At 63.1% G+C, this 13253-nt stretch carries 10 protein-coding genes; all 10 read right to left on the bottom strand.

Annotated features, from left to right (window positions below; genetic code table 11):
- Window positions 1-65: 65 nt before the first annotated feature.
- On the bottom strand, window positions 66-1352 hold the full coding sequence (gene purD / locus QMX89_RS14765) for a phosphoribosylamine--glycine ligase (RefSeq protein ID WP_282348761.1): 1287 nt from the start codon (window positions 1350-1352) through the stop codon (window positions 66-68).
- A gap of 246 nt (window positions 1353-1598) precedes the next feature.
- On the bottom strand, window positions 1599-3206 hold the full coding sequence (gene purH, locus QMX89_RS14760) for a bifunctional phosphoribosylaminoimidazolecarboxamide formyltransferase/IMP cyclohydrolase (protein WP_282348760.1): 1608 nt from the start codon (window positions 3204-3206) through the stop codon (window positions 1599-1601).
- 80 nt (window positions 3207-3286) lie between these two features.
- A complete protein-coding gene (gene fis / locus QMX89_RS14755) occupies window positions 3287-3607 on the bottom strand; it encodes a DNA-binding transcriptional regulator Fis (RefSeq protein ID WP_049861977.1) in 321 nt (106 codons plus the stop codon).
- A complete protein-coding gene (gene dusB, locus QMX89_RS14750) occupies window positions 3604-4617 on the bottom strand; it encodes a tRNA dihydrouridine synthase DusB (protein ID WP_049861976.1) in 1014 nt (337 codons plus the stop codon). Before dusB ends, fis begins: the two co-directional genes overlap by 4 nt.
- Window positions 4618-4784: 167 nt before the next feature.
- Window positions 4785-5885, bottom strand: coding sequence for a DUF3426 domain-containing protein (locus QMX89_RS14745; RefSeq protein ID WP_282348758.1), 1101 nt, complete (start codon window positions 5883-5885; stop codon window positions 4785-4787).
- A 41-nt stretch (window positions 5886-5926) separates the two neighbouring features.
- The gene (prmA, locus tag QMX89_RS14740; protein ID WP_049861974.1) at window positions 5927-6805 is read right to left on the bottom strand and encodes a 50S ribosomal protein L11 methyltransferase; all 879 of its coding nucleotides are present in this window, start codon (window positions 6803-6805) and stop codon (window positions 5927-5929) included.
- Window positions 6806-6952: 147 nt separating this feature from the next.
- On the bottom strand, window positions 6953-8299 hold the full coding sequence (accC, locus tag QMX89_RS14735) for an acetyl-CoA carboxylase biotin carboxylase subunit (RefSeq protein ID WP_049861973.1): 1347 nt from the start codon (window positions 8297-8299) through the stop codon (window positions 6953-6955).
- Window positions 8300-8316: 17 nt separating this feature from the next.
- The gene (gene accB / locus QMX89_RS14730) at window positions 8317-8772 is read right to left on the bottom strand and encodes an acetyl-CoA carboxylase biotin carboxyl carrier protein (RefSeq protein WP_049861972.1); all 456 of its coding nucleotides are present in this window, start codon (window positions 8770-8772) and stop codon (window positions 8317-8319) included.
- Between the two features lie 387 nt (window positions 8773-9159).
- Window positions 9160-10941 carry a protein-disulfide reductase DsbD gene (locus QMX89_RS14725; protein ID WP_282348757.1) on the bottom strand — a complete coding sequence of 594 codons (1782 nt, stop codon included), beginning with the start codon at window positions 10939-10941 and terminating at the stop codon, window positions 9160-9162.
- Window positions 10942-11070: 129 nt separating this feature from the next.
- Window positions 11071-13017, bottom strand: coding sequence for a methyl-accepting chemotaxis protein (locus QMX89_RS14720; protein WP_282348756.1), 1947 nt, complete (start codon window positions 13015-13017; stop codon window positions 11071-11073).
- Between the last annotated feature and the right edge of the window lie 236 nt (window positions 13018-13253).

Raw genomic sequence — 13253 nt, 5'->3', positions numbered from 1 at the left:
CCTGATTATAGCCGTGTGCGCTGTGAAACGTGTGTCGAGGGCGTCACGCCCTCGACGTTCACCGTTTACTCGCCGTTTTCGCGAGCAATGGCCCGGTAACCGATGTCACGACGATAGAAGCAGCCAGACCAATCGATCTTGGCTGCCAGCGAATAGGCCTGCCGTTGGGCGGCGCCAACGCTGTCACCCAGTGCCGTGGCGCACAACACGCGGCCACCTGCCGTGACGACTTGGCCATCCTTGAGCGCGGTGCCCGCATGGAACACCTTGCCCGGCTCGTTCGCCGCTGCATCCAGGCCACCGATCACATCGCCTTTGCCGTAGTCGCCTGGGTAGCCACCGGCCGCCAGCACGATGCCGACGCTCGGCCGCGGGTCCCATTGCGCTTCGATCTTGTCCAGCGCCTGAGCGAAGGCCGCTTCGATCAGCAGAATAAGGCTCGACTGCAGGCGCAGCATGACCGGCTGGGTTTCCGGATCACCGAAGCGGCAGTTGAACTCGATGACCTTGGGGTTGCCGGCCTTGTCGATCATCAGACCGGCATACAGGAAGCCGGTGTAGACGTTGCCTTCTTCGGCCATGCCACGCACGGTGGGCCAGATGACTTGATCCATGACCCGCTGGTGAACCTCGGCAGTTACCACCGGGGCAGGGGAGTAGGCACCCATGCCACCGGTGTTCGGGCCGCTGTCGCCGTCGCCGACCCGCTTGTGGTCCTGGCTGGTGGCCATGGGCAGCACGTTCTTGCCGTCGACCATGACGATGAAACTGGCTTCCTCGCCATCGAGAAACTCTTCGATGACCACGCGCGAGCCGGCATCACCGAAGGCATTGCCGGCGAGCATGTCGCGCACGGCGTCTTCGGCTTCTTGCAGGGTCATGGCGACGATCACACCCTTGCCAGCGGCCAGGCCATCGGCCTTGATCACGATCGGCGCGCCTTTTTCACGCAGATAGGCCAGGGCCGGCTCGATCTCGGTGAAGTTCTGGTAGTCGGCGGTGGGAATCTTGTGCCGCGCCAGGAAATCCTTGGTGAACGCCTTCGAGCCTTCGAGCTGGGCTGCGCCTGCGGTCGGACCGAAACAATCCAGGTTGCGCGAGCGGAACAGATCGACGACGCCGGCCACCAGCGGCACTTCCGGGCCGACGATGGTCAGGGACACGTTCTGTTCGGCGAAGTCGGCCAGTTGCTCCAGTGCCAGCATGTCGATAGCGACGTTCTCGCACTTGGCTTCGATAGCGGTACCGGCGTTGCCCGGCGCTACGAAGACTTTCTCGACCCGTGGGTCCTGGGCGACTTTCCAGGCCAGCGCATGTTCGCGCCCGCCGCTGCCAATGATCAATACGTTCATGGTTCAAAACCTCGGTAAAGCGGAATTCTAGGGGTGTTCACGGTATGTCGCGTAACGGCCTGACGCGGCTCGCGCCGCTGCTACAGGGGTGGCGTACCCGTGGAACATCACTGCAGGAGGTCGCAGTGGAGTGGGTAGATGCAAGGCGGAACCGGTGGCGCTGAGCGCAGTTGCCTATTGGCAATGAGCATCAGCGACACCGGTTCCAACGCGGCAGATACCCGCTTCAATGCGGCCGTCGCCAAGTTAGTGGCGGAAGTGGCGCATGCCGGTGAAGACCATCGCGATCCCGGCTTCATCGGCCGCCGCAATCACCTCGGCATCACGCATCGAACCGCCCGGCTGGATCACCGCGGTGATCCCCACCTTGGCCGCGTTGTCCAGGCCATCGCGGAACGGGAAGAACGCGTCCGAGGCCATCACAGAACCCTGTACCTGCAACCCGGCGTGTTCAGCCTTGATCGCCGCGATGCGCGCCGAGTTCACTCGGCTCATCTGACCGGCACCGACACCGATGGTCTGGCGATTCTTGGCGTACACGATCGCGTTGGACTTGACGTACTTGGCCACTTTCCAGGCAAAGATCAGGTCATGGATTTCTTGCTCGCTCGGTGCTCGGCGCGTCACCACCTTCAGATCATCGGCGCTGATCATGCCAATGTCGCGGCTTTGCACCAGCAGGCCGCCGTTCACTCGCTTGTAGTCCCAGGCGTCGGCCCGCTCGGCCGACCACTGTCCACAGGCCAGCAGGCGCACGTTGGCCTTGGCCGCGACGATGACGCGGGCTTCTTCGCTGACGCTCGGGGCAATGATCACTTCGACGAACTGACGCTCGACGATGGCCTTGGCCGTGGCTGCATCCAGTTCACGGTTGAAGGCGATGATGCCGCCGAAGGCCGATTCGGTGTCGGTGGCGTAGGCCAGCTCATAGGCCTGGCGGATACCGCCTTCGGCCTCCGGGCACACGGCCACGCCGCACGGGTTGGCATGCTTGACGATGACGCAGGCCGGCTTGACGAAGCTCTTCACGCATTCCAGCGCGGCGTCGGTATCGGCCACGTTGTTGTAGGACAGTTCCTTGCCTTGCAGCTGGGTCGCGGTGGCGATGCCCACTTCGGCCGGCTGGGCCTCGACGTAGAACGCCGCTTTCTGGTGCGGGTTCTCGCCGTAGCGCATTTCCTGGGCCTTGACGAACTGGCTGTTGAAAGTGCGCGGGAATTCGCCGCGGCCTTCGGTGCTCAGGGTCTCGCTAGCCTGATCGATGGTGCCCATGTAGTTGGCGATCATGCCATCGTACGCGGCGGTATGCTCGAAAGCCTTGAGCATCAGGTCGAAGCGCTGCGCGTAGGTCAGGCCACCGGCTTTCAGGCTTTCCAGCACCTGTGCGTAGTCACTGGCGTTGACCACGATGGCCACGTCCTTGTGGTTTTTCGCGGCCGAACGGACCATGGTCGGTCCGCCGATGTCGATGTTCTCGATGGCGGTGGGCAGGTCGCAGCCGGGCTTGGAAATCGTGGCCTGGAAGGGATAGAGGTTGACCGCGACCAGATCGATCGGCTTGATGCCATGTTCGGCCATGATGGCGTCGTCGGTACCGCGACGGCCGAGGATGCCGCCGTGGATCTTCGGATGCAGGGTTTTCACGCGGCCGTCCATCATCTCGGCGAAGCCGGTGTAGTCGGCCACTTCCACAGCGGCCACGGCGTTGTCGCGCAGCAGCTTGAAGGTACCGCCGGTGGACAGGATCTCGACGCCAAGGGCTTCCAGTTCGCGGGCGAATTCAACGATCCCGGTCTTGTCGGAAACGCTGATCAAGGCGCGGCGGATCGGCAGGCGGGTGGTCTGGTCGGTCATCACGATTTCCATCTTCAAAGCGTAGAAGTCAACAAAAAAGGCGAACCGCTGGGTCGCCTTTTCTGGTTTGAATACTTCGGTTACAGCAGATCGTATTGCTTGAGTTTCTTGCGCAGGGTGCCGCGATTCAGGCCCAGCATCTCACTGGCCTTGGTCTGGTTGCCCTTGACGTGGTTCATGACGCTTTCGAGCAAGGGAGCTTCGACTTCGGACAACACCAGGTTGTACACGTCCGTGACGGAGGCGCCTTCGAGGTGCGCAAAGTAGTTGTGCAACGCCTTCTCGACACTGCCGCGCAGGGTCTGGCCCTCTTCGCTCGGCGTGTTCAGATGCTGCTTCAGGTTTACGTTGTCGCTCACAGGCGTTGTTCCACTCACTAAAGTCTCGCTCATCATCGTCATGCGGCCACCTCTTTCGCGTCCCTTTCACCAAGGCTTCTATGGCGTTCGCCGAAAAACTCGCGAACGTTGGCGCATTGCTCTTGCGTCTCTTGCAGCCCATTGAAATGGCTGCGAAATTCCCGCCCGCCCGGCTGTGTACTCAGGTACCAGCCAACATGCTTGCGTGCGATGCGCACGCCCATGACCTCGCCATAGAAGGCGTGCAGGGCCTGCAAATGTTCCAGCAGAATGCTTTCCACTTCACTCAACTGCGGTGCCGGCAGCAGTTCACCGGTGCGCAGGTAATGCTCGATTTCCCGGAAGATCCACGGCCGACCCTGCGCCGCGCGCCCTATCAGCAGGCCGTCGGCACCGGTCGCCTGCAATACCTGCCGGGCTTTGTGCGGTGAATCGATGTCGCCATTGGCAAAAACCGGGATCGACACCGCCTGCTTGATCGCGGCGATGGTGTCGTATTCGGCTTCGCCGGTGTACAGGTCGGCGCGTGTGCGACCGTGCACCGCCAACGCGGCGATGCCCGATTGCTCGGCAATCTTTGCAACGCTGATGCCATTACGGTTGGAACGGTCCCAACCCGTACGAATCTTCAGGGTGACCGGCACATCCACAGCCCCCACCACCGCCTCCAGAATCTGCGCCACCAGCGCTTCATCCTTGAGCAAGGCAGACCCCGCTGCCTTGTTGCACACCTTTTTCGCCGGACAGCCCATGTTGATGTCGATGATCTGCGCCCCGGCCTCGACGTTGGCCCGTGCCGCCTCGGCCAGCATCTGCGCGTCCCCGCCGGCGATCTGCACCGAGCGCGGCTCGGGATCACCTTCGTGGATCATGCGCAGCCGCGACTTGCGGCTGTTCCACAGGCTCATGTCGCTGGTGACCATCTCCGACACCACCAGGCCTGCGCCCAGGCGCTTGCACAACTGACGAAAGGGCTGATCGGTAACCCCGGCCATGGGGGCCAGGACCAGCGAATTGTTCAAGGTATATGGGCCGATGCGTACCGCCGACATAGGACTTCCCTGTTGTGGGGCCGGATCATGAGAGTTCGAAAAAGGGTTGGCATAATACCCGCTCTCGATGACGGGTTAAAGATCGATTTGGATAAAATCTGAACAGTTATCTGCCCCCGCGGACAGGTTTGGACGGGCGGAGTGCGCCCCTCCACCGAAGCATCCGGCTATTCGGGCGAGCGGAAACTCAGGCTGTAATTGACCGCTGCAGGGCCTGGGTCGAGGATGTCCAGGGCAATGTGGATAGGCGTCTGCGGGGGCATCTCGGCCTTGCCGGCCAACTCGCCGTTGAGGTATTCGCTGGGCTTGAAGCGACGGCTGGCGATCAGTTGGCCGTTGAGGTCGGCGAAGCGCAGTTCAAGCAGGGGAAAGGGCTGCGCAAACGCGGCGCGATTGTAGATGATTGCATCCACCACCAGCGCTCCGGCAAAGTCAGGGTGGCTGCGCACCACCAGGTTGCTGCTTTTTATCAGGGCAATATCGACCTTGGCCGGTACGCTGCAGCCTATTACGGGGCACAGTTCCTGAAACAGGGGGCGATACTGATCCTGTCGAGCCAGCTCGCCGAAGTGGTAGACCACGTATTGCACGCCCAGGCCCAAGGCGGCCACGATCGCCAGGCCCAACCACATCAAGCGTTTGCCCCAGTGCGGGCGAGGCTTCTCCCAGGCCAGTTGCATCGGCTCGTCGAGCAGACCGGCCAGGTCGTCGTCATCACGCACGGCCGGTTCGTTGCGGTCGGCTTGCGCCTTGCGCGGCGAGTTGAAGGCGCTCACGGGTGGCTCGTCCCGGTCGTGTTCGTCCAGCGCCGACAGCCGGCCGTGGCCGTTCAGGGACGGTTCATCGTCGATGTGCGTGTCGTCGAGGTCTGCGCGGCGTGAAAACGACGGTTCGGTGCGGCTCGCAGGCGCTACTGCTTCGTCGTCATCCAGTGCAGGTTGCCGCTCGATGATCGGCGGCAAGGCTGGCGAATCCACCTCGGTATCGTCCCGGCGCGCGCTCAGGCTGTCCACTCGGGGCGCGTCGCCCAGCTCCAGCTGGTCCAGGTCGATGTCACCGTTGCTCCACGGCCGCGGCGCCAGCTCAGGCGGCCTGGGCAGGTTGGCCGGGGTCAGGGTCGCGCTCTGTTCGAGCAACTGCCGGGCGGCGTTGAAGACCTGCAGGCAGGAGCCACAACGAACCACGCCACGTGCCACACTCAGCTGGCTGTGGTTGACGCGGAAGCTGCTCTGGCAATGCGGGCACTGGGTGACGAAACTTTCGCTCATGCGCAGGTCCTGGGAGGGCAGGGGAACATGCTGGTCGGGGCTCAGCGGCGACGGCCGCTGATGCGTACCCAGCCATCACGGTTGGCGATCGGGTCCAGCTCGAAGTCCTGGGCGTAGGCGGCGGCGACTTCCTCACCCTGCTCGGCGAGGATGCCGGACAACGCCAGCAGGCCGCCAGGCCGGACCAGCCCGCTGAGCTGGGGTGCGAGGCTGACCAGCGGCCCGGCAAGGATGTTGGCTACCAGCACGTCCGCCTGCTGCGCAGGCAAGTCGGCAGGCAGATACACCGGGAAGCGGTCGTCGGCAATGCCGTTGCGCTGGGCGTTGTCGCGCGAAGCCTCCAGGGCCTGCACGTCAATGTCGGTGCCGACCGCCTGCTGCGCACCCAGCAGCAGTGCAGCGATCGCCAGGATGCCCGAGCCGCAGCCGAAGTCCAGCACCTGAGTGTCCTGCAATTGCTGACCGTCCAGCCACTCCAGGCACAGGGCCGTGGTGGGGTGGGTGCCGGTGCCGAACGCCAGGCCCGGGTCCAGCAGCAAGTTGACGGCGCCAGGCTCCGGGGCTTCGTGCCAGCTGGGTACGATCCACAAGCGGCGGCCGAAGCGCATGGGCTGGAAATTGTCCATCCAGCTGCGTTCCCAGTCCTGGTCCTCGATCACCTCGGCGTGATGCTCGGGCAGCGTCGTGCCGGTCAGCAACTGCAAGTGGGCAAATACTGCGTCGGCGTCGGTGTCGGCTTCGAACAGCGCCAGCAAGTGGGTGTGCGACCACAGCGGTGTGGTGTTGAGTTCAGGTTCGAAGATCGGCTGGTCTTCGGCGTCCATGAACGTGACGGACACGGCACCGACTTCCAGCAGCGCATCTTCATAGGTTTCGGCTTGTTCTGGGCTGATGGCCAGACGGACTTGCAGCCAAGGCATGGCAGGCACCTTCGATCTAAACGGTGGGCGCAGCAGGGTCGCTGCGACAAGCGCGCCAGTTTACGCGAGGAGGCGCGTCAGGACCAAAAAAAACCCGGCTCGAAAGCCGGGTCCTTTTCACATGACAACGTCACATAGACTACCGAATCACTTCTGGCTGGCCAGTTTGTGTTCCAGGTAGTGAATGTTGATGCCGCCTTTGCAGAAACCTTCATCGCGCACCAGGTCACGGTGCAGTGGGATGTTGGTCTTGATGCCGTCCACGATGATCTCGTCCAGCGCATTGCGCATACGGGCCAGGGCCTCGTCGCGATCCTTGCCCCAGGTGATCAGCTTGCCGATCAGCGAGTCGTAGTTCGGCGGTACCGCATAGCCACTGTACAGGTGCGAGTCGACGCGAACGCCGTTGCCACCCGGCGCGTGGAAATGCTTGACGGTGCCGGGGCTGGGGATGAAGTTCTTCGGGTCTTCGGCGTTGATCCGGCACTCCAGGGAGTGACCGCGAATGACCACGTCATCCTGGGTGAACGACAACTTGTTGCCTGCGGCGATGCTGAGCATCTCCTTGACGATGTCGATACCCGTGACCATCTCCGATACCGGGTGCTCCACCTGAACGCGTGTGTTCATCTCGATGAAATAGAAACGACCGTTCTCGTACAGGAACTCGAAAGTGCCAGCACCGCGGTAGCCGATTTCGATGCACGCCTTGACGCAGCGAGCCAGAACTTCCTCGCGAGCAGCCTCGTCGATGCCCGGTGCCGGTGCTTCTTCCAGTACCTTCTGGTGACGGCGCTGCAGCGAGCAGTCGCGGTCGCCCAGGTGAATTGCCTGGCCCTGGCCGTCGGACAGCACCTGAACTTCCACATGACGTGGATTGGTCAGGAATTTTTCCAGGTACACCATCGGGTTGCCGAACGCGGCACCGGCTTCGGTGCGGGTCAGCTTGGCCGAGGCGATCAGGTCTTCTTCCTTGTGCACCACACGCATGCCGCGACCACCGCCGCCGCCAGCGGCCTTGATGATCACCGGGTAGCCGACTTCACGGCCAATGCGCAGGGCTTCTTCCTCGTCTTCCGGCAGCGGGCCATCGGAGCCGGGTACCGTCGGTACGCCAGCGGCGATCATCGCGTGCTTGGCCGAAACCTTGTCGCCCATCAGGCGGATGGTATCGGCAGTCGGGCCGATGAAGGCAAAACCGGATTTCTCGACTTGCTCGGCAAAGTCCGCGTTCTCGGCGAGAAAGCCATAGCCTGGGTGGATGGCGGTGGCGCCAGTCACTTCGGCAGCGGCGATGATTGCCGGGATGTGCAGATAGGACAGGTTGGCAGGCGCCGGACCGATGCAGACCGACTCGTCAGCCAGGCCGAGGTGCATCAGCTCCTTGTCGGCCTTGGAGTAGACGGCAACGGTCTTGATGCCCAGCTCTTTGCAGGCACGCAGGATCCGCAAGGCGATTTCGCCGCGGTTGGCGATCAGAACTTTTTCCAACATCGCAGGCTCTCCGCTGGTCAAACGATGGTGAACAGCGGCTGGTCGTACTCAACCGGCTGACCGTCTTCTACCAGGATCGATTCGATCACACCGCTGGTTTCAGCTTCGATGTGGTTCATCATTTTCATTGCTTCGACGATGCACAGGGTATCGCCCTTCTTCACGGTCTGGCCCACTTCGACGAATGCCGGCGACGCTGGCGACGCCTTGCGGTAGAAGGTGCCGACCATTGGCGAGCGAGCCACGGTGCCGTTCAACTTGGCAGCAGCGGGTTCGGCGGCTGCGGCAGCAGGTGCGGCGGCCACGGGCGCGGCGGCAGGGGCTGCCATCGGCGCGGGCGCATAGTACTGCTGGGCCGGGGTCTTGCTGTGACGGCTGATCCGTACGGATTCTTCGCCTTCCTTGATTTCCAGCTCGTCGATGCCGGACTCTTCCAGCAGCTCGATCAGTTTCTTGACTTTACGAATATCCATTAATCATCAACTCCCAAGGGTCGGTCAGGGGCGTTCAGTAGGTGTTCTATGCCAAGCGCCTTTCAAAGAAGGCTGCGAACACTCATGTGCCGTTGAAAAGGGCCGAGTGACGGCGAAAATTCTTGAACGTGCCGGTGAAAAATACGCACGTCGAACAGTGGGATGCTCATCGACAGCGGCGCGTCACGTCGGTGGTGACATCCGCCGGCAAAAGCTGTCGGATCATGTCCATTCTCAGTGACCTCTCACCGTCGGGTTCACACGCGGAGCGGGCGAACTATGCCGGAAAGCCCAGGCGTCTGTCCAGTTAAGCGCAATAGCCCGCACGTTGTCCGATGTTTGCGCAAAATTTGTGACTCGCTTGTCGATTTCGGTCACTGCCGACGATCATTCATCGCCTGATGACGGTATTTTCCCGACGAACCCTGCCGCATCGATTTCGCCAACGACCCGCGAGGCGACCTGTTCGATGCCGTTGGCGTCGAAGAACAGCAAGGCCGGTGGCCCGAACAGCTTGAAGCGATCGAGCAGGGCGCGCTGTTCGGCATTGCTCTGGGTGATGTCCAGGCGCACCTTGCGATACCCGGCCAGCCGCACGATGACCTGCGGATCGGTCAGTACTTCATGCTCGATGACCTTGCAGCTGATGCACCAGTCGGCGTACCAGTCCAGTACCAGAGGCTGGCCACTGGCCTTGGCCTGATGCAGGGCCAGTTCGAAACCTTCACGGGTAGTCACCGTCTGCCACGCATCGGCTGCGGCACTCGGCGGGGCAGCACTCGAAGCGCTGACGGTGGGACGTGCCAGCGGCTGGAAAGGATCGGATTGGCCGCTCAGGGCTCCGTGCCAGCAAGCCAGGGCGTAGAACACAAAGCCCAGCCCCAGCACCTGTTGCAAGCGTTGCCGTGCCGGTTTCACCACCCACTCCAGAGCACCCATGAACACACCGACGCCGGCGGCCAGCAGACCGATCAACAGCAGGGTCACACTGCCCGGCAATACCCGGGCGAGCAGGGCGATCGCCAGGCCCAGCAGCAGCACGCCGATGGCATTCTTGACGGTCACCAGCCAAGGGCCGCTCTTGGGCAGCCAGGCCGCGCCGCCGGTGGCGACCAACAGCAGCGGCGCACCCATGCCCAGGCCCAGGGAGAAGAGTTTCAACCCGCCTCCCAAGGCATCGCCGCTGGCGCTGATATAGAGCAGTGCCCCGGCCAGCGGCGCCGATACGCACGGTGACACCAACAGGCTCGACACCACGCCCAGCACCGCGGCGCCCCACAGCGAGCCGCCCTTGGCATTGCCGGCCACGCGATCGAGGCGCTGGCTCACGGCCGCTGGCAGCTTGAGCTCGAACAAACCGAACATGGCCAGGGCGAAAATCACGAAGAACAGGGCGAAGGGCACCAGCACCCAGACCGACTGCAAGCGTGCCTGCAGATTGAGTTCGGCGCCGAACTTGCCCATCAGCGCACCCAGCAAGGCGAAACAGACTGCCATGGGCAGCACATAGGCGAGCGACAGACTGAAGCCGCGCCACCCGCCGACCTGCCCGCGCAGGACCACGCCGGACAGGATCGGCAGCATCGGCAACACGCAGGGTGTGAAGGTCAGGCCGATGCCGGCGAGAAAGAACAACGCCAGTTCATGCCATTGCCAGCCATCCGTGACCGGCGTCTGGCTGACCACCGGCGCAGCCTGACCGATACCCGCCACGGACAGGCGCTGGGTTTCAGGCGGATAGCACAAGCCCTTGTCCGCACAACCCTGGAAGGTCACCGCTAGAGTGAAGGCCCGCTGATCATCGCTGGGGCGAGGAATGTGCACATCGAGAATGCCGTGGTACACCTCGACATCGCCGAAGTACTCGTCATGTTTCGCCTCGCCAGGCGGCAGTTGTACCGTTCCCAACGCGATGTCGGCGGGTTCGGCCTTGAATTCGAAGCGGTGGCGATAGAGGTAGTAGCCTTCGGCGATGATGAAGCGCAGGGTGATGTCTTGCGCCGACGACTGCACTTGTTCGAGCTGGAACGCCTGGCCGACCGGCAGGAAGTCGGCGCTGTTGTTCAGCGATGCGCCTCCCAGGGTGGCGCTGGGCCGTGTGTCGAGCAGGCCGGAAGCCGCGACGGGCAGTGCGAAAACCAACAACAGGAGGCAGAGCAGGCGGCGCATGACGTTTCTCGAACAGCAACTGAGCGCGCATCATACTGGAGCCGTGCGGTACTGCCGAATCGGCAGGGGGCAATTTCATGTAACAGGATGGGTCGCCCGGATAGGGTCGCCTGGACAGGGTCGCCCGCGCTAGACCCTGAACGCCTGCACCGCCGTGCGCAGCTCGCCCCCCAGTTGCAACAGGTGCTCCCCTTGAGCCCGTCCCTGGTCAATGAGTTGCAGGTTGTCTTCACCCAGGCCATGAATGCGCTCGCCGTGCTCGCGAATGTCGCCTACCGCGCCACTTTGCTGTGCAGTCGAGTCGGCGATGCGCACGGCGGTGTCGGAGATGGTCTGGATCGCCGTGACGATCTGCGCCAGCGCGCCGTCCGCCGCCTCGGCCTGACTCGCCGTGGCCTGGGCATGAACCACCTGCGCGCGGATACCCTGCACGGAATCGCGCGCAACCGTCTGCAGGCCGGCAATCAAGGTCTGAATCTGATGGGTCGCCCCGGTGGTGCGCGACGCCAGCGAACGCACCTCTTCGGCCACCACCGCGAAACCGCGACCCATTTCGCCGGCGCGGGCCGCTTCGATCGCGGCATTGAGGGCGAGCAGGTTGGTCTGGTCGGCGATCGAGCGAATCACGGTCAGCACTTCGCCGATGGTGGCCGATTCCTCGGCGAGCTGTTCGATCATCTGCGCGTTGCCCTGCACCTCACCCACCAGCGCATGCAGTCCTCTCAGGCTCTGCCCGATGACCTGCTGACCATGCTCCACCGCATCACCCGCCAGGCGGCTGGCCGCCGCAGCCTGACTGGCGTCACCGGCCACTTGGCCGATGGTCGCTTCCAGCTCGCCCAGTGCATCGCGAATCTGCGCAGTATCGCCAGCCTGGCGCAGCGCCCCTTGATGCAGGCCACCACTGAGCTCGGCCAGTTGATGGCTGCTCCCGGCCACCTGCTCGGCGTTCTGGCGAATGGTGCCGACCAACTCGACCAGATACAGGCGCAGGCGATTGAGGGACGCTTCAATGGCCTGCAATTCATGATTGGTCCGGCCCAGGGCAATGGGCCGGGCAAAGTCACCCTCGGCCCAGGTCGAGAGGGCCGGATCCAGGCGCGTCAGCACGCCGGCGAGGCGCCGCTGCAAGACGTCGATCAGCAGTGCGATCAACAGAATCAGGCCGATCATGGCACCTTGTAGAAGCCGTACTTCGCTCTGGATTCGAGCGTGCTGGCTGCGTACGCCGGGTTCCAGCGCTCCCAGGCCCTGCTGGACCGCGCCGATGCGTTGCTGCGCGGCCTCGGCCAGTTCCGTCCGACGCTGGATCAGTTCACGGGTGCGGCTCAATTCGGCCGGGTACCGCGTCAACAGGCTGGCCAACTCGCGTTTGAGGTCCACGCCGTCGTCCTGAGTAGTCGTGGTGTTCTCATTCTGCAAACCCATCAAAGAAGCGAAATCATCGGCACTCGATGCGCTGGTGCTGGAAACCCCCAGCAGCGGCAAGCCTTGCAAGGTGGTGGCTTGGGTCCTGATGCCGGCCAGTTCGCGCTCCACGTCGGCGGCCAGCTCACTGTGTCCGCTGCTGACCATCTTCTCCCGCGCCAGGGTCAGCTTGGCCAATTGCTGGCTGGCGCTCAGCAGCGCTGCCTGATAAGCGCTGTCACCCTGTGCATACCGGGCCAGCTGTTCCAGCGTGCCGCCCAGTTCGCGTTCGGCCTGCACCAGCAGGGCCTGAGGGTCGCCCGCCAGCTTGCCGGCCGCCAGCAGTTGCTCGGCAGTGAACGTCATCAGCGCATCCACTTCCTGCAGCAGGGGGCCGGTGAGCCCTGCCGGCAGCCCGGTGATGCCCTCGCGCAGCCGGGTCAAGGCTTGGGTGGCTTCGGCATGGCGCAACGCATCGCCGCTGTTCAGGTAATCCTGGACATTGCGCACGACCTCATCCTGAAACTGCCGAGACAGTTGCAGGTAGCGCTCCATTAGCAGGTAAGGCTGTTCCAGCGCCCTTTGCGACCACCACAGGGTCGCCGCCAGTGCAGTGCACACGGCGACCAGCAACAATGTGTTCAGATTGGTGAGCAGTTTCAGGCGCATAGGGCACTACCAACAGCGAAATGGTCAGTGCGTGAAGGTATGGCCGATCTGTTACAGGCTCGTGACGTGGGCGTTAAAAAGATGGCACATGGCTTTCATTGTCGATCGGCACTTGGACCTGGCCTGACACATCCGGATGCCTTTGCCGCGGCTGCAGCCTGCTTGTGCATCCTTTATAGTGCCGTTGCGCTATCTCACCTGGAAAACTTTGCCCGTAGGAGGCACGTTAGGCGGGT

Origin of the sequence: Pseudomonas sp. PS01301 (assembly GCF_029960215.1) — a bacterium.
Lineage (GTDB): Bacteria > Pseudomonadota > Gammaproteobacteria > Pseudomonadales > Pseudomonadaceae > Aquipseudomonas > Aquipseudomonas coleopterorum.
The sequence above is the reverse complement of the archived record's forward strand: the minus strand, read 5'-3'. Positions and strand labels throughout refer to the sequence as shown.